This is a genomic window from Bacteroides salyersiae WAL 10018 = DSM 18765 = JCM 12988, assembly GCF_000381365.1.
GTDB lineage: Bacteria > Bacteroidota > Bacteroidia > Bacteroidales > Bacteroidaceae > Bacteroides > Bacteroides salyersiae.
Map to the genome: position 1 here is coordinate 573,266 of NZ_KB905466.1, position 17,183 is coordinate 590,448.

Sequence of the window (17,183 nt, forward strand, 5' to 3'; positions counted from 1 at the left end):
AAACTTTGTCTTTTACCGTACTTTTGAAGTCTTGGAAGCAGGACTTTCGGGCAATAAAAAAAGCCACAAATCATTGATTTGTAGCTTTTTGTCCGTTTGCTGACCATTTCTGTCCAGCACGTTCAGCGGAGAGAAGGGCTCTCGAACTTATACTTTCACAGAATATCATAAAACTGCAAACGACTGATAATCAAGTGTAAATTACAATATAGAGTAAAAGTAAATGTTTCTAAATGTCTTTTGCTATCTCAATAATTGGGTGTATATTTGGGTGTAGAATTTCAAACGCACCCAATTATGAATATCAAGCGCAACATCATTTTTGCATTGGAGAGCCGGAAAAAGAACGGTGTGCCAATCGTAGAGAACGTACCCATCCGTATGCGTGTCATCTTTGCCAGCCAACGCATCGAGTTTACAACGGGCTACCGGATTGACGTAGCCAAATGGGATGCAGATAAGCAGCGGGTAAAGAACGGATGTACCAACAAGCTAAAGCAAAGTGCAGCCGAAATCAATACGGACTTGCTGAAATACTATGCCGAAATCCAGAATATTTTCAAGGAATTTGAGGTGCAGGAGGTCATGCCAACGACCCAACAGTTGAAGGAAGCTTTCAACATGAGAATGAAAGACACCAGCGAAGAACAGCCGGAAGAAGCCCCTGTCAGCTTTTGGGAGGTGTTCGATGAGTTTGTAAAAGAGTGCGGTAACCAGAATAACTGGACGGCATCCACCTATGAAAAATTTGCAGCAGTGAGGAACCACCTCAAAGAGTTCAAGGAGGATGCAACGTTCAACTATTTCAACGAGTTTGGATTGAACGAATACGTCAACTTCCTGCGTGACACCAAGGATATGAGAAACAGCACCATCGGCAAGCAAATGGGATTCCTCAAATGGTTCCTGCGCTGGAGCTTCAAGAAAGGACATCATCAGAACATTGCATACGATACGTTCAAACCGAAACTGAAAACCACCTCGAAAAAAGTAATCTTCCTGACTTGGGATGAACTGAACAAGCTGAAAGACTACCAGATACCCAAGGATAAGCAATACCTGGAACGTGTGCGTGATGTTTTCCTGTTCTGCTGCTTTACGAGTTTGCGGTATTCGGATGTTCGCAATCTGAAAAGAAGCGATGTGAAGTCCGACCACATCGAAATAACCACAGTCAAGACTGCCGACAGCCTGACGATTGAACTGAACAAATACAGCAAAGCCATACTGGACAAATACAAGGACATCCATTTCGAGAATTACATGGCTCTGCCCGTCATCAGCAACCAGAAGATGAACGATTACCTGAAAGAGCTGGGCGAACTGGCAGAAATCAACGAGCCTGTACGGGAAACCTACTACAAGGGAAATGAACGTATTGATGAAGTCACACCCAAATACGCTTTGCTCAGTACCCATGCAGGAAGAAGGACATTCATCTGCAATGCGCTGGCTCTCGGAATCCCGGCACAGGTGGTCATGAAATGGACGGGACACAGCGACTACAAAGCTATGAAACCCTACATTGACATAGCGGATGATATTAAGGCAAATGCCATGAACAAGTTTAATCAACTATAAAAGTATCAAACAGTTTCATAGATAGTTACCAATGACTATATTTGTAGAAATTATCATCACAATATGAGCAACAAGGAATCCAACATAGAGAAAACGAATTTTGATACATTCATACAAGCGGTCGGTTCGGAAATAGAACAGGCACAAGTAAGGCTGATTGTTGCAGCCAATGCACAAATGCTGTTCCATTACTGGAAGATAGGCAATTACATCCTTTATCACCAGCAGCTGCACGGATGGGGAAGCAAAATCATCAAGCAGTTGGCAAAGGCTATCCGACTGCATTACCCTGAAAAGAAAGGCTATTCGGAACGTAACCTTACCTATATGTGCCAGTTTGCAAAAGCATATCCTTTAAGAGCGTTGCAAAGTTTCATAGAAACAGATGCAAGCCTGTCTGTCCCAACCATACAGAGTGTGACCAATGAAGTATTAAAACTGAATGACAAGCAATTTACGCAGGAACTTACTGCGCAAATACAATCGATTGATTGTCAATCATTAGCAATTACGCAGGAAGTTCCTGCGCAATTTGAAGATGTGGGAAAAACCGTGTCTGCCATTTACAGGATGGGAATCAGGGAAATAGAAGAAGTTTTCTTGACCTCTCCTATAGCCAAAATAAACTGGACAAGCCAAATGACTATACTTGACAGTTCGCTACCTTTAGGTCTAAGCTACTGGTACATGAAGCAGTCTGTGGAAATAGGATGGAGCAGCAATGTATTGAAAATGCAAATTGACAGTGATTTGTATAGCCGACAAATCAGCAACAACAAGGTAAACAATTTCACGACCACACTTCCGGCTCCACAAAGCGACCTTGCCAATTACCTACTCAAAGACCCGTACATCTTTGATTTGGCAGGAGCCAAAGAAAAAGCAGACGAAAGGGATATTGAAGAACAGCTGGTGAAACACGTTACCCGCTACCTGTTGGAAATGGGCAACGGTTTTGCCTTCGTTGCCCGGCAGAAGCACTTCCAAGTCGGAAACAGCGATTTCTTTGCCGACCTGATTCTATATTCCATTCCGTTGCACGCATATATCGTGGTAGAATTAAAGGCTACCCCATTCAAACCGGAGTATGCAGGACAACTGAACTTCTACATCAATGTGGTGGATGATAAACTGAGGGGAGAGAATGACAACAAGACTATCGGGTTGTTGCTATGCAAGGGAAAAGACGAAGTTGTGGCACAATACGCATTGACAGGCTATGACCAGCCCATCGGCATCAGCGATTACCAATTGAGCAAAGCGATTCCCGAGAAACTGAAATCAGCGTTGCCCAGCGTGGAAGAAGTGGAAGAAGAACTGGCCTCTTTCCTTGACAAAGACAATAACACTCAAAAATAGTTGCGTCCATGAAAGATGTAATTACAACGCTGATTCCCCGATACGGAGAATTGAACAGAATATATAAAGACTGGTTTGATAATAAAGGTTTCTCTTTTGAAAAGCAGAAATTCATTACCAAGTTCTATCTGGACTACAATGATGTAACGGTTCTTGAAACAGCCATTCTTGAACTGGTGTTTCATCTTCCACAGGAGCAATACACACTGATTCTGAATAGCCTGAAAAAGGAAGTATGCGAAAACATAAGTTATTACAAGAAAGGATGTATGCCGGATGAACAGACCGTTTACAATATCTGCTTCCGAGTTTCAGAAATCTATAAAGAAGCCATAGAAGAACAGCAATACAAGACGACCAAGCTCCATGCTCCGCTAAACGAAGCATACCACCGATACGATTCCATAGGTTATCGGGAACACACTGCAGAGGATGAAAAGCGTGCGGAAATGGAATATGAACGGTGCAAAGATGAATACGAGGAGAAAAAAAACAAGCTGACCGAACTCTACGATCTGCAAAAACAGACCAGAGAGAAAGCCCTGCAATATGCAAAAAGCCGTTTCAATGAAATCTATCGGCTGGGCTGCCACCTCAAAGAGACATTGGCGAAATATGTATTTGATGAAACAAACGAGCCGGAAGAGCCAGCCGAACAAGAACCAAATGCCCCCAACATACAGGAAGAAGTGCTGGGAACGAAACAGACTGAGTATTTCAATATGGAACTGCTTTCGCTCATTCATGTAACCTGCGTGGGAGAACAGTTCGAGAATATTTCCGAACATGATTTCTATACCTGCATGAACCTGCTACCAAGCGACACCAAACCCCAAATCAGACCGAGAGAAAAAATACGTACCTGCTATCTGATATTCCTGATGAGCGAAAAACTGCCCAAACAGGACAGGGAGAATTGGAAGAGGAATATCCTGAAAATATTGGATATTGAGGAAAGCTACTACAAGTCAAAGTACAAAGAGCCTGTTTCCGATTTCCCCAGTGACAGCAACCGGAAATTTGCCAAAGAAATGGATGGTATATTCCGATAATCTGTGATATGCCCTGACATTTTACGAAACAACCACTTTTACCACTCAAATTAAATTTTTGAGTGGTATTTTTATTATCTGATATTCAGATAAATAACAAGATATTCCATTTATATCAACCACATCCTTACCACTTACAACCCTACCTAATTTTGCATCGTTCGAGAACAGAGATAACAGCCAGTGCGCAGGGCTGATTGTTAAACGACTAAATAGATTGAACGATGAAAAATCTTCAAGAATTATTATCAAAACCCGTCTGGCAGATGACAGGTGAAGAGTTCATATTCCTAAGTAAGCACGCTTCCCGTCAAACGGAAACGCAGCCACAGCCCATTACAGACACAGAAAGAAAATATGTGTACGGAATACTGGGCATAGCCAAACTGTTCGGGTGCAGCCTACCCACCGCCAACCGTATCAAGAAAAGCGGAAAGATTGACAAGGCAATCACTCAGATAGGACGTAAGATTATCGTGGATGTTGAGCTTGCCCTTGAACTGGCTGGAAAGAAAACAGGAGGACGGAAATAACGGGAGGCATGGCTATGGACTATATGAAAGAGACTAAGGAAATATCGGCTGAAGAAGCCATAATCCTTTGGCAAGCCTCACGTTTGAGCCTGTCGAAAAGTTATGAGAAAGCACCTGAAATCCTTAAAGTACATGATTCTGTCATTGGGACATTGGGTAATTTCAGCGCATCCATCGGCAAAGCCAAAAGTAAAAAAACGTTCAATGTATCGGCTATCGTAGCCGCTGCATTGAAGAACGGCACAGTGCTGCGGTATGTGGCTGAACTGCCTGAAGATAAGCGGAAAGTGCTTTATGTTGATACAGAGCAAAGCCCTTACCATTGTCTGAAAGTCATGACGCGCATTTTGCGAATGGCTGGTTTGCCAGATGATAGGGACAATGAGAATCTTGAATTTCTTGCCTTAAGAAAATACACGCCTGAGCAGCGTATCAGGATTGTGGAACAGGCTATTTACAATACACCCGAAATCGGTCTTGTAATTATAGACGGCATACGGGATATGGTGTATGACATCAACAGCCCCAGTGAATCAACACGCATCATATCCAAGCTGATGCAGTGGACGGACGACAGGCAGATACATATCCATACGATACTGCATCAGAACAAAGGGGATGAGAACGCAAGAGGGCACATTGGTACGGAGTTGAACAACAAGGCGGAAACCGTATTGCAGGTAGAAAAGGACAAGGGCAACGGTGACATCAGCCATGTTTCAGCCATTCACATCCGGGCAATGGACTTTGAGCCTTTCGCATTCCGTATCAACGACAAAGCCCTTCCCGAACTCATTGAGGGATACAAACCTGAAACAAAGAAGCCGGGAAGACCCGAAGAAGAGAAGTTCGACCCTTACAGGCATATCACCGAGCAGCAGCACCGTATCGCATTGGAAGCCGTTTTCGGGCTGAAAGAGGAATACGGCTACAAGGAACTGGAAGATGCCTTAATCAAGACCTATATGTCAGTGGGTGTAAAGTTGAACCATAAAAAGGCGGTATCGCTCATCACCATGCTCCGCAACAAACGGATGATAGTGCAGGAGACAGGCAGAAAATACACATTCATGCCTGACTTCCACTATTAGCCCATTTCCCTGCAATCACTTCACTTTATTCTCGGGGTGTATATATTAGGAATATAGTGAAGTGCTTGGGGAATGGGACTAAATCACTTCACTTTATTACCGTATCCTATATATACGAGAATTTAGTGAAGTGATTATAGACCGTACTTCCTAAAAAGGTACGGGCAAAAAGAAAAATAAACCAATTCACCAACTACTAAAACAATCATTTTATGGATATACAGACAGCCAAGCAAATCAGAATAGCGGATTATCTGCATAGTTTAGGATATTCTCCCGTCAAGCAACAAGGTGTCAATCTGTGGTATAAATCACCGTTAAGGGAAGAAGCCGAAGCCTCGTTCAAGGTAAATACCGAACGTGAACAATGGTATGACTTCGGTTTGGGTAAAGGTGGTGGTATCATAGAACTGGCTGCACACCTGTACGCTACCGACCATGTACCTTACATCTTGAAACGGATAGCAGAGCAGACACCGCACGTGCGCCCGGTATCTTTCTCTTTTGGAAAGCAAAACTCTTCCGAGCCGAGCTTCCAACAGTTGGAGATTGTTCCGCTGTCATCTACTGCCCTGCTTGCCTACTTACAAGGTAGAGGAATTAACATAAAACTGGCGAAAAGAGAATGTAGTGAAGCACGTTTCACTCACAACGGCAAGCGGTACTTTGCCATCGCCTTTCCCAATGGTTCGTGTGGATATGAAATCCGCAACCGCTATTTCAAGGGCTGCATCGCCCCAAAGGAAATCTCCCACATCAGGCAGTCGGGAAAAGCGAGGAATACCTGTTATGTGTTCGAGGGATTTATGGACTACCTCTCCTTTTTGACATTGAGACAAGAGAGCTGCCCAAATTATCCGGAATTGGACGGGCAGGACTACATTGTATTGAACTCCGTATCGAATGTAAACAAGGCTCTCTATCCGTTGGGCAATTACGAACGCATCCACTGCTTTTTCGACAACGACCATGCAGGACTGGAAGCACTCCGGCAAATCCGCATGGAATACGGCAGAGAGCGGTACATCCGGGACGCTTCGCAGATTTACAGAGGATGCAAGGACTTGAACGAATACTTACAGAAACAGATTGAAAGAAAAAGGCAGCTCCAGTCCGCCAAAGGGGTGCGCAGCCAATCACCGGAAAAGAAGAACGGCTTCCAGTTATAGCCCACTATAACTACACGCTTCGCTTTCGTAGTTGTGGGCTCTCCCGAGGGGATTAGGGCTTTGCCCTAATGACCCACTCAGGGCGTTTCACCCCTGAGAACCCCGAGCAAAGAGTGACCCTCTCTTTGCAATCTCCGCTTATGGGTTACCCCTAAGAACCCCTCTGCGAAAGCGAGCAAAGTAAATCAATTGTAAACAAAGGAAAGAAGCTATGGCAACAAAATCAAGCATACATATCAAGCCTTGCAACATCGCATCGAGCGAGGCACACAACCGAAGGACTGCCGAGTATATGCGTAATATCGGGGAGTCCAGAATCTATGTCATTCCCGAACTTTCCACCGATAACGAACAGTGGATAAATCCCGACTTCGGCACTCCCGAACTGCGAACTCATTATGACAATATCAAGCAAATGGTCAAGGAAAAGACCGAACGTGCCATGCAGGAAAAGGAAAGGGAACGCAAGGGAAAGAATGGAAAGATTATCAAGGTGGCGGGATGCTCACCCATCCGTGAAGGAGTATTGCTTATCAGACCGGACACCACACTGGCTGATGTACGCAAATTCGGTGAAGAGTGCCAAAGACGCTGGGGCATCACTCCGCTACAGATTTTCCTGCATAAAGACGAAGGGCATTGGCTGAACGGTCAGCCGGAAGCAGAAGACAAGGAGAGCTTCCAAGTCGGTAACAGATGGTTCAAACCAAATTATCATGCTCATGTCGTATTCGACTGGATGAACCATGAAACTGGAAAGAGCCGAAAGCTCAATGACGAGGATATGGCAACCATGCAGACCCTTGCTTCCGATATTCTCCTGATGGAACGTGGACAGGCAAAAGCTGTCACAGGTAAAGAGCATCTGGAACGAAATGATTTCATCATTGAGAAGCAGAAAGCCGAACTGCAACGTATAGAGGAAACCAAGCGACACAAGGAACAACAAGTAAGCCTTGCCGAACAGGAACTCAAACAGGTAAAAGCAGAGATACGCACGGACAAACTAAAGAAAACAGCCACCAATGCTGCTACCGCCATAGCAAGCGGTGTAGGTTCTCTTTTCGGAAGCGGTAAGCTGAAAGAACTGGAACATCACATCGAGCAGCTACATCAGGAAATTACCAAACGGGACAAAGCTACTGATGAATTAAAAATTCAGATACAACAAATACAGGAACAGCATAGCAGACAAATTCGTAATCTTCAAAGAATACATAATCAAGAACTTGAAGCCAAAGACAAGGAAATATCACGATTGAGCACCTTGCTTGAAAAAGCCCACAAATGGTTTCCCATGTTCAAAGAGATGTTGAGAATGGAAAAATTATGCGCTGTTATCGGGTTTACCAAAGACATGATAGAAAACCTCTTGACAAAGAAAGAATCCATACAATGTAGTGGCAAAATTTATTCCGAAGAACACAGGTGGAAATTTGACATCAAGAATGATATTTTTAGGGTTGAGAAACATCCGATGGATAGTGGTAAGCTTATGCTGACCATAAACCGACAACCCATAGTACAATGGTTTAAGGAACAATGGGAAAAGTTACAGCAGAATCTACGTAACTCGGTGCAGAGAGAGCAAAAATCCAGAGGATTTAGAATATAGAATAGCCTATTATTAATAAAATCAAGTATCTATGCATCCAAACAGATTGTTTTTATTACAGAATCAAAATCCTAAGAATTTATAAAAAATGAAGCCTAAAGAAGTTTTGGAAAAATGGATAGATTGCTTTAACAAAGCAGATGCTTATCATATAGCAGAGCTGTATGCTACTAATGCAGTAAATCATCAAGTCGCAAACGAACCAATAATAGGTAAAGAATCAATCTACAAAATGTTTGTGAATGAATTTGCCACTGCTAAAATGGTTTGTATGGTGGAAAATATTTTTGAAGATGGCGAATGGGCTATCATGGAATGGAAAGACTCTCTTGGACTTCGTGGATGCGGATTTTTTCATGTAAAAGATAACAAAATCGTCTTTCAAAGAGGGTATTGGGATAAACTTTCATTCTTGAAGCAACACAATCTTCCAATTGAATAAGTACTATCAGAATACGGACTGGGAAATTGAAATACCCAGTCCGAGTTATATAATGAATTTTACTTGTTAAACTATTTAAAGTCAGTTGGATAACAAACCATACCTTTCACATTCTCAGTAGCTCCAGGTATTAATTCAGCCACCATGCAATATTCATGAGAGACTTCGAAAGGAAATTCAATTCCTAAATCGATAGCCTTGCGATAGCCAAATCGAGGATAATACTCTTTATGCCCCAATACGACTGCTGTGCCGTAACCCAAAAGTGCTGCCCTCTGATGGGCTTACTGAATCAACATCCCCCCCCAATTCCCTTACGCTGGAATTCCGGCAAGACTGCCAATGGAGCTACACTCAGGGATGTGACAGACTGGGTGTCACTGTCTATCTTTACTTCTGTAAGTAAGATATACCAGACAATTTGTTTTTCTGTCATTTTCTTGTTCTTATCTAATTGTTAGGCTCATTGTTGTTATACATTGTTTAATTATAGATAAATCGTGAATATCCTTCTCTCTTAAATCGTAGCCCGAATGGAATACTTGTTGCCCTTTTGCAGAAATGCAAGGGATGCTTCTGCCTTCAAAGACTGCTGTTCCAAAATAGTCCGGTTGAAATTCATACCAGCCTCCATCCAAGTCGGCTTGTTTGGAAGTGCCGTCCGCATTCAAGACAAAAGGATGGATATCAATATAGCCTAATTCTTTGCTATACAGTTCCACACGGGTGGGCAACCAATTTGTTTCAATTTGATATCCTCTCTCCTGCAAAAGACCAAGGAGTTGGTCTGTATAATTGGCATCAAAATCAATGTCAATATCTCTATGCAAGCGGGTTTGCTGTCCGTACAAGACATCCACTCCCCAGCCTCCATCCAACCAAAACTGCATGTCCAGGCTTTCCAACAAGTCCAAAACTTGAAATAACTCTGTAATCGTAGTGTGTTCTTTCTTTGTCATATAATAATTCTTTAATAAATAATACTATGCGTAATTATCCAACTGCTTGATTGAAGAAATAAAATTTGCACCCACTCCAATCAGAAAGATAACCCATCCGCTGATCATAAAGACGGATGTGATACCCCATGCTTCCACCCAATATCCTGAAGCTACGATACCCAGCATTGATGGAAAGGTACTCAAACTAAAGATGAGAGAAAAAGTCCGTCCAAGCATGTCCGAAGCCAAGTTCTGCTGAATAATAGCGATGAAAAGCGCATGGTAAATGGAATAGGCTATGCCTCCTGTAAATGTTAGGCAAACAAAACCTATAAATGCGCTTGATGGTAAATAACTGGCGCTAATCAGATACAATCCCAATATCACATAAGCCGTATGCATCACTAATGTTTGCTTGCTTTTCAAAGCCTTACAGGCAAGTACTAAACCGCCCAACAATGCCCCTGAGCCCCAACCCATTTCCACAACTCCCATTTGCAAAATGTTTCCGTTGAAATGCAGAAGCGTCATAAAAGGAAATAACGTAAAAACAGGCATAAGGACAAAAGTCACCAGCGTAAAGCATACGAATAAAGGCAAAATGCCCATTGTACGCCGCAAGGTATGCCAACATTCCGTCAGTTCTTTTTTGAAATCTGGAAGAACTTTCGTTTTTTGAAGAGAAGGAATCTGGACACAAAGTAAGGTCAGACAAGCAGCAACAGCTCCGATCACATCTATGAGCAGAATATACTGTATGGGAAGCCAAACAACGAGGCTTGCCCCTACAACGGGAGCTATCACCTCACTGAAGGATTGAATGGAATGGTACAAACCTGATACCCTGACAAGATGGTGCTTGGGAACCAGTAGAGGGATGCTTGCCTGTAAAGCAGGTGCATGAAACGTACTGCCTATTGAACGACAAGCAGTCAATAGATAAAAAAAAGAAAGGTCTTTATAACCCTTGGTTATCACAATAAAAAGACATAGGGTACAGAACGCGATGAACAAGTCCGAATAAAACATCGTTTTCTTTCGATTCCATCTGTCAACATAGACCCCGGTAAACAAGCCTAATACAAATTGTGGTAAAAATCCAGCTAAAATAGCCAGAGATAAAGCTGTCGGGGATTTAAATTCGTTGCTAATCCAAAAAATAATGGAGAAGCCAACAATCGTACTTGTTAAAATAGATATGAGTTGGCCTATTCCTATCACGGCCAAAGTTGATTTCCAATGATTCATTGTGCTAATATTTCATGCGTTTATAGATAAGTACTTTCGTACATTAAGCAAAACGAAATTCTATCCACACAAAAAACTTGTATTATAATCCACTCCTGACGTTGGAATACAATAACAAATACTTTCAGGACGATGTAAAGTCCTGAAAAATCAAAGTGAATGGATAGATAAATATTAGTCTTTTCTCATCGGATTCTTTTAATATCGCTACTCTTTTATTATGTAGTGGTTGTATTATCTTAAATAAAACAAAAACACCAGACTTTACATTCTTGGGTGTAAAACTGGGTGTTTGTTTTGCAATCTGCTGATTTTCAGCGTTTGTTGCGGAGAGACAGGGATTCGAACCCCGGGTACCTCGCAGTACAACGGTTTTCAAGACCGCCGCAATCGACCACTCTGCCACCTCTCCAAAACTCCTTTATTAAGAAGCGCTTCCCTCCGAAAGCGGTGCAAAGGTACGTATTCTTTTTAAATCTGCAAGCATTCTGACGATTTTTTCACGAAATAATCGTATTTTTGCTTCGTAATTCAAATTGCAACAGCTAATCTCAATCATAAATCATAAATAGATAAATCGTAAAGATCAATGATATACCCTCAAAACTTTGAGCAAAAAATAGGATTTGACCAAATCAGACAACTACTGAAAGAAAAATGTCTCAGTACATTGGGAGAAGAAAGAGTGACAGATATGACTTTCTCTGACCAACACGATAAAGTGGAAGAGTTACTGAATCAAGTTATGGAGTTTGTCCGTATCATTCAAGAAGAAGACAGTTTTCCCGATCAATTCTTTTTTGATGTCCGTCCTTCACTAAAACGGGTAAGGATAGAAGGAATGTATTTGGACGAACAAGAACTGTTCGATTTGAGACGTTCACTTGAAACGATCCGTGACATCGTTCGCTTCCTCCATCGAAATGAAGAGGAGGAAGAGTCGGACTGCCCCTACCCCAGCCTTAAACGGCTGGCAGGAGATATTGCCGTATTCCCTCAATTGATAGGAAAAATAGACAGTATACTGAATAAATATGGCAAGATAAAGGATAACGCCTCCACAGAGTTGGCACGCATCCGTCGAGAATTGGCAAGCACGATGGGAAGCATTTCCCGTTCACTGAACAGTATACTGCGCAGCGCCCAATCCGAAGGATATGTAGATAAGGATGTAGTTCCCACCATGCGCGATGGCCGTCTGGTGATCCCCGTAGCCCCCGGACTGAAACGAAAAATAAAAGGTATCGTACACGATGAGTCCGCCAGCGGGAAAACCGTCTTTATCGAACCGGCAGAAGTAGTGGAAGCTAATAATCGTATCCGAGAACTGGAAGGAGACGAACGACGGGAAATCATCCGTATTCTTACAGAGTTCTCCAATGTATTGCGACCCTCCATCCCCGAAATACTCCAATCGTACGAATTTCTTGCCGAGATAGATTTCATCCGGGCGAAAAGCTACTTCGCCATACAGACCAACGCATTAAAACCGGCTCTTGAAAACGAACAATTGCTCGACTGGACAATGGCTGTACACCCGTTGTTGCAATTATCGCTTTCCAAACATGGAAAGAAAGTTGTTCCTCTTGACATCGAACTCAACCAGAAGCAACGTATTCTTATTATTTCCGGCCCTAATGCCGGCGGTAAATCCGTATGTCTCAAAACGGTAGGTCTGTTGCAATACATGTTGCAATGCGGAATGCCGGTTCCGATGCACGAACGCAGCCATGCCGGGATATTCAGTAACATATTTATCGACATCGGTGACGAACAGTCCATCGAAGATGATTTAAGTACCTACTCTTCTCACCTCACCAATATGAAAGTGATGATGAAAAGTTGTGATGGACACAGCCTCATCCTTATCGACGAATTCGGAGGTGGAACAGAACCACAGATAGGTGGGGCAATCGCAGAAGCGGTATTAAAGCGTTTCAATCAAAAAAAGACATTCGGAGTTATTACCACACATTATCAGAATCTTAAGCACTTTGCCGAGGATAATGAAGGGGTAGTAAACGGTGCCATGCTTTACGATCGCCACCTTATGCAGGCACTTTTCCAATTACAGATCGGTAATCCCGGTAGCTCGTTTGCTGTAGAAATTGCCCGCAAAATCGGATTACCGGAAGATGTCATTGCAGACGCTTCCGAAATTGTGGGCAGCGAATACATCAATGCAGACAAATATTTGCAAGATATCGTTCGTGACAAACGCTACTGGGAAGGAAAACGCCAGACCATTCGCCAAAGGGAGAAACACATGGAAGAGACCATCGCACGTTATCAGACAGAGATGGAAGAGTTGCAGAAATCCCGCAAGGAGATTATCCGTCAGGCTAAGGAAGAAGCTGAACGATTATTACAAGAATCAAATGCACGGATCGAAAACACGATACGTGCCATCAAAGAGGCACAGGCCGAAAAAGAGAAAACCCGGCTTGTCCGTCAGGAATTAAATGATTTCCGTGCTTCGGTAAACGAACTTGCTTCCAAAGAACAAGAGGACAAAATTGCCCGGAAGATGGAAAAGCTGAAGGAAAAGCAGAACCGGAAAAAGGAAAAGAAGCAGGTTTCTGAAAGTCAAACACCTTCACCGCACCCCCCTAAAATCACTCCGATTACCATTGGCGAACATGTAAAGATTAAAGGTCAAAGTGCCATAGGCGAAGTATTAGAAATCAACGGTAAAAACACCGCCGTAGTAGGTTTTGGAAGTATCAAGACAACAGTAAAATTAGACAGACTGGAACGCACCAATGCAGCTCCACAGAAACAAGAACCTGCAAAAAGTACATTTGTCAGTAGCCAGACGCACGACCAGATGTACGAAAAGAAACTTGGCTTCAAACAGGACATCGATGTACGCGGAATGAGGGGCGACGAAGCTTTACAGGCAGTTACCTATTTTATAGATGATGCCATCCTGGTAGGTATGGGACGCGTACGCATCCTGCACGGCACAGGAACAGGAATCTTGCGTACCCTGATCCGACAGTATCTGGATACAGTACCGGGAGTACGTCACTTTGCCGATGAACATGTACAATTCGGTGGTGCCGGAATTACAGTAGTAGATTTAGCTTAAAAGAAAACAAAAGCACAGGACAGCTTGTTCTCATTATAGTCGTGAGTAGCTTTCAAATTAATACTCATTAAAGAAAACCATTACCTTTGTCGTAGTGGTCTTCTTAAACAAAAAATAAAGCATGAAAAACAACCTGTTAAGTGAAAAATTAATTTATACGGGTGAGAGCCAGACTCCTACCCATCTGCATCTCTGTACATACAATCTCAATGAAATGCAGGAATCTTCAGGAACAAACTTTCATGAAGTCAGTAATTCACTGAACAATGAACGTATCAACTGGTTACAAGTACACGGTTTGAAAGACACAGAAACGATTCGTGAAATCTGCGAACATTTCGAAATAGACTTCCTTGTACTGCAAGATATTTTAAATGCCGACCATCCTACCAAAATAGAAGAACATGATAAATACATCGTACTTATTCTAAAGCTCTTCCACCCTGCTAAAAAAGAAAATGAAAACGATCTGGATGAATTGGAGCAGCAACAGGTATGTATTATCTTAGGTGCAAACTATGTATTGACCTTTCTTGAAAAGGAGACTAATTTCTTTGACGACGTAAGTATAGCCTTGCGCAACGATGTATTAAAGATACGAAGCAGACAAAGCGATTATCTGTTGAGCGTACTCCTGAACAGCGTAATAGGGAATTATACTTCAATGGTCTCGGATATAGACGATGCACTTGAAGACCTTGAAGAAGAATTGCTCAGAATCAGTGACGGTGATGATATAGGCATTCAAATTCAATCTCTCAGACGCCAGTATATGTTGATGAAAAAATCCATATTTCCTCTAAAAGAACAATATATCAGACTGCTGAGAGGAGACAGTACATTGATGCATAAAGCCAACCGTGCCTTTTTCAATGATGTAAACGACCATTTGCAATTTGTTCTCCAGACAATTGAAATATGCCGTGAAACACTGTCATCTCTGGTAGACCTCTATATATCCAACAATGATTTACGGATGAACGATATTATGAAACGGCTGACAATCGTATCTACCATTTTTATACCGCTGACCTTTCTTGTCGGTGTGTGGGGGATGAATTTTAAGATGATGCCGGAACTGGACTGGAGATACGGATACTGTTTCGCTTGGGCATTAATGATCATTATAGGGATCATGGTCTATGCATTTTTCCGGAAAAAGAAATGGTATTAGAGGAGGGAGAGTTGAAAGTTGAGAGTTGAAAGTTTATTAGAAAGAATAACAAGAGTACAATAATATGAAGTCAATCAAAGAGTTATACCGTATTGGCACAGGTCCTTCCAGTAGTCATACGATGGGGCCGCGAAAAGCGGCTGAAATGTTTGTAACACGCCATCCGGATGCAGCAAAATTCAAAGTAACACTTTACGGGAGTCTGGCAGCTACAGGAAAAGGCCATATGACGGATGTCGCTATTATCGATACCCTCGAACCGACAGCACCGGTAGAAATTATATGGCAACCCAAAGTCTTTCTCCCTTTTCATCCGAACGGAATGACTTTTGCAGCTTTCGACACTGATGATAAGCTCATTGAAAACTGGACGGTATATAGTATCGGAGGAGGGGCATTAGCCGAAAACAGCGATACGCCTTCCATTGAAAGCCGTGATGTATACGGAATGAACAGCATGACGGAAATTTTAGAATGGTGCGAACGTAGTGGAAAAGGCTATTGGGAGTATGTAAAAGAGTGTGAGGACTCTGATATCTGGGATTACCTGAATGAGGTATGGAAAACAATGATAGACTCTATCCGTCGGGGATTGGAAGAAGAAGGGGTCCTGCCCGGTCCGTTAAACTTAAGAAGAAAGGCTTCCACTTATTATATACGTGCTACCGGATACAAACAATCGTTACAATCGCGCGGCCTTGTATTTGCATATGCATTGGCAGTCAGCGAAGAAAATGCATCCGGCGGAAAAATTGTAACTGCGCCCACTTGCGGCTCTTGTGGTGTAATGCCCGCAGTGCTCTATCATTTATACAAAAGTCGTGATTTTAGCGATATACGTATCTTACGCGCATTAGCCACAGCCGGCCTTGTAGGAAACATTGTAAAATTCAATGCTTCTATCTCCGGAGCAGAAGTAGGCTGTCAGGGAGAAGTAGGCGTAGCCTGTGCCATGGCATCAGCAGCAGCCAACCAATTATTCGGCGGTAGCCCTGCCCAGATAGAATATGCTGCCGAAATGGGCTTGGAGCATCACTTAGGAATGACCTGCGACCCCGTTTGCGGATTAGTGCAAATCCCTTGCATTGAGCGCAACGCCTATGCCGCCGCACGTGCACTGGATGCCAACCTCTACTCTTCATTCACAGATGGCATGCACCGCGTTTCTTTCGACAAGGTGGTACAAGTAATGAAGCAAACAGGACACGATCTCCCCTCCCTCTATAAAGAAACAAGTGAAGGAGGACTGGCAAAAGATTACGAATTTAGCTAAAAGAGGATTATAAAAAAAGGGGACAACGGGAATAAGAAGAATAAAGGGAAATGGGAGAAGTACTTTGCATCATGATAGCGCAATCACTTCTCCCATCTCAACTCTCCCCTCTCCCATTATTCCACGTCCGGCCAGTGTGTGTCATCCGCATCGGTAATATCCTTTTCAAGAAGGAGACCGCCATATGCGGAGTAATACAAAGCACGTTCCTGTGCACCTCTCTGAACTTCAAAGACAAATTCTTCCGACTTATGCGGAAAGGTTAGCTTAGTAAGGTTGTCAATCACCCAATCACCGTAACCACTCTCCTCGTAAGCCGTATTGACGGCTGCGGGTAGCTGTTCACGAAAAATCTCCATCTCCGTCATGATCCAATTGGCATTTGCATCAAACCACACATCCAGTTCCGACCCATTTACCCAACAATCAGCTACATAATAAACACCCTTCTGACTCCATTCTATATCCTGTACATCAGGATAAAGTTGCTTTAACGCTGTAATGATGTCCTGATTAGGTGGCATATAATCATCATCGTTGTCACAAGCACTGAAAGAAAACAGGATTATCGCCAACATTACGGCTCCTAAATAATATTTAAATTTCATCATCTC

At 42.8% G+C, this 17,183-nt stretch carries 15 protein-coding genes and 1 tRNA gene; 11 read left to right on the forward strand and 5 right to left on the reverse strand.

Features of this window, described 5'->3' with window-relative positions; translation table 11 throughout:
* Nucleotides 1-297 precede the first annotated feature (297 nt).
* From HMPREF1532_RS02285 to HMPREF1532_RS02320, 8 genes are all read left to right on the forward strand, one after another.
* Entirely contained in the window at nt 298-1,581 is a 1,284-nt protein-coding gene (locus HMPREF1532_RS02285; protein WP_004308773.1) for a site-specific integrase, read from the forward strand.
* A gap of 63 nt (nt 1,582-1,644) precedes the next feature.
* Nucleotides 1,645-2,940: a PDDEXK nuclease domain-containing protein gene (locus tag HMPREF1532_RS02290; RefSeq protein ID WP_005924237.1), complete on the forward strand. Its 1,296-nt coding sequence runs from the start codon at nt 1,645-1,647 to the stop codon at nt 2,938-2,940.
* Between the two features lie 8 nt (nt 2,941-2,948).
* Nucleotides 2,949-3,992, forward strand: a complete 1,044-nt coding sequence (locus tag HMPREF1532_RS02295) for a hypothetical protein (protein ID WP_004308775.1) — start codon at nt 2,949-2,951, stop codon at nt 3,990-3,992.
* Between the two features lie 224 nt (nt 3,993-4,216).
* Nucleotides 4,217-4,525, forward strand: coding sequence for a DUF3853 family protein (locus tag HMPREF1532_RS02300; protein WP_004308776.1), 309 nt, complete (start codon nt 4,217-4,219; stop codon nt 4,523-4,525).
* Nucleotides 4,526-4,539: 14 nt separating this feature from the next.
* Nucleotides 4,540-5,616: an AAA family ATPase gene (locus HMPREF1532_RS02305; protein ID WP_008766855.1), complete on the forward strand. Its 1,077-nt coding sequence runs from the start codon at nt 4,540-4,542 to the stop codon at nt 5,614-5,616.
* 212 nt (nt 5,617-5,828) lie between these two features.
* Entirely contained in the window at nt 5,829-6,785 is a 957-nt protein-coding gene (locus tag HMPREF1532_RS02310) for a toprim domain-containing protein (protein ID WP_004308778.1), read from the forward strand.
* Between the two features lie 211 nt (nt 6,786-6,996).
* Nucleotides 6,997-8,400, forward strand: a complete 1,404-nt coding sequence (locus tag HMPREF1532_RS02315; protein WP_005924248.1) for a hypothetical protein — start codon at nt 6,997-6,999, stop codon at nt 8,398-8,400.
* 88 nt (nt 8,401-8,488) lie between these two features.
* On the forward strand, nt 8,489-8,842 hold the full coding sequence (locus HMPREF1532_RS02320; RefSeq protein WP_004308780.1) for a nuclear transport factor 2 family protein: 354 nt from the start codon (nt 8,489-8,491) through the stop codon (nt 8,840-8,842).
* Between the two features lie 292 nt (nt 8,843-9,134).
* Here the strand turns inward: HMPREF1532_RS02320 and HMPREF1532_RS21460 are convergent, their stop codons facing one another.
* The 4 genes from HMPREF1532_RS21460 to HMPREF1532_RS02335 all read right to left on the reverse strand — a co-directional run bounded on the left by HMPREF1532_RS21460 (nt 9,135) and on the right by HMPREF1532_RS02335 (nt 11,443).
* Entirely contained in the window at nt 9,135-9,278 is a 144-nt protein-coding gene (locus HMPREF1532_RS21460; RefSeq protein WP_004308782.1) for a hypothetical protein, read from the reverse strand.
* 10 nt (nt 9,279-9,288) lie between these two features.
* Nucleotides 9,289-9,801, reverse strand: a complete 513-nt coding sequence (lnu(AN2), locus tag HMPREF1532_RS02325; protein ID WP_005924251.1) for a lincosamide nucleotidyltransferase Lnu(AN2) — start codon at nt 9,799-9,801, stop codon at nt 9,289-9,291.
* 24 nt (nt 9,802-9,825) lie between these two features.
* A complete protein-coding gene (gene mef(En2) / locus HMPREF1532_RS02330; RefSeq protein ID WP_005924254.1) occupies nt 9,826-11,031 on the reverse strand; it encodes a macrolide efflux MFS transporter Mef(En2) in 1,206 nt (401 codons plus the stop codon).
* Nucleotides 11,032-11,358: 327 nt separating this feature from the next.
* A tRNA-Ser gene (locus HMPREF1532_RS02335) sits at nt 11,359-11,443 on the reverse strand.
* Nucleotides 11,444-11,620: 177 nt separating this feature from the next.
* On the opposite strand from HMPREF1532_RS02335, the gene HMPREF1532_RS02340 reads away from it, so the two are divergent.
* The 3 genes from HMPREF1532_RS02340 (at nt 11,621) to HMPREF1532_RS02350 (ending at nt 16,569) form a co-directional block, all read left to right on the forward strand.
* A complete protein-coding gene (locus HMPREF1532_RS02340; protein WP_005924257.1) occupies nt 11,621-14,122 on the forward strand; it encodes an endonuclease MutS2 in 2,502 nt (833 codons plus the stop codon).
* Nucleotides 14,123-14,243: 121 nt separating this feature from the next.
* Complete coding sequence (corA, locus tag HMPREF1532_RS02345; RefSeq protein WP_005924260.1) at nt 14,244-15,296, forward strand: magnesium/cobalt transporter CorA; 1,053 nt, start codon at nt 14,244-14,246, stop codon at nt 15,294-15,296.
* 64 nt (nt 15,297-15,360) lie between these two features.
* The gene (locus HMPREF1532_RS02350; protein WP_005924263.1) at nt 15,361-16,569 is read left to right on the forward strand and encodes an L-serine ammonia-lyase; all 1,209 of its coding nucleotides are present in this window, start codon (nt 15,361-15,363) and stop codon (nt 16,567-16,569) included.
* A gap of 116 nt (nt 16,570-16,685) precedes the next feature.
* Here the strand turns inward: HMPREF1532_RS02350 and HMPREF1532_RS02355 are convergent, their stop codons facing one another.
* Complete coding sequence (locus HMPREF1532_RS02355) at nt 16,686-17,180, reverse strand: PepSY-like domain-containing protein (RefSeq protein WP_025819629.1); 495 nt, start codon at nt 17,178-17,180, stop codon at nt 16,686-16,688.
* Between the last annotated feature and the right edge of the window lie 3 nt (nt 17,181-17,183).

Coding starts and splice junctions, on each gene's coding strand:
- HMPREF1532_RS02285 (WP_004308773.1), top strand. CDS start 298: ATGAATATCAAGCGCAACATCATTTTTGCATTGGAGAGCCGGAAAAAG.
- HMPREF1532_RS02290 (WP_005924237.1), top strand. CDS start 1,645: ATGAGCAACAAGGAATCCAACATAGAGAAAACGAATTTTGATACATTC.
- HMPREF1532_RS02295 (WP_004308775.1), top strand. CDS start 2,949: ATGAAAGATGTAATTACAACGCTGATTCCCCGATACGGAGAATTGAAC.
- HMPREF1532_RS02300 (WP_004308776.1), top strand. CDS start 4,217: ATGAAAAATCTTCAAGAATTATTATCAAAACCCGTCTGGCAGATGACA.
- HMPREF1532_RS02305 (WP_008766855.1), top strand. CDS start 4,540: ATGGACTATATGAAAGAGACTAAGGAAATATCGGCTGAAGAAGCCATA.
- HMPREF1532_RS02310 (WP_004308778.1), top strand. CDS start 5,829: ATGGATATACAGACAGCCAAGCAAATCAGAATAGCGGATTATCTGCAT.
- HMPREF1532_RS02315 (WP_005924248.1), top strand. CDS start 6,997: ATGGCAACAAAATCAAGCATACATATCAAGCCTTGCAACATCGCATCG.
- HMPREF1532_RS02320 (WP_004308780.1), top strand. CDS start 8,489: ATGAAGCCTAAAGAAGTTTTGGAAAAATGGATAGATTGCTTTAACAAA.
- HMPREF1532_RS21460 (WP_004308782.1), bottom strand. CDS start 9,278: ATGACAGAAAAACAAATTGTCTGGTATATCTTACTTACAGAAGTAAAG.
- HMPREF1532_RS02340 (WP_005924257.1), top strand. CDS start 11,621: ATGATATACCCTCAAAACTTTGAGCAAAAAATAGGATTTGACCAAATC.
- corA (WP_005924260.1), top strand. CDS start 14,244: ATGAAAAACAACCTGTTAAGTGAAAAATTAATTTATACGGGTGAGAGC.
- HMPREF1532_RS02350 (WP_005924263.1), top strand. CDS start 15,361: ATGAAGTCAATCAAAGAGTTATACCGTATTGGCACAGGTCCTTCCAGT.
- HMPREF1532_RS02355 (WP_025819629.1), bottom strand. CDS start 17,180: ATGATGAAATTTAAATATTATTTAGGAGCCGTAATGTTGGCGATAATC.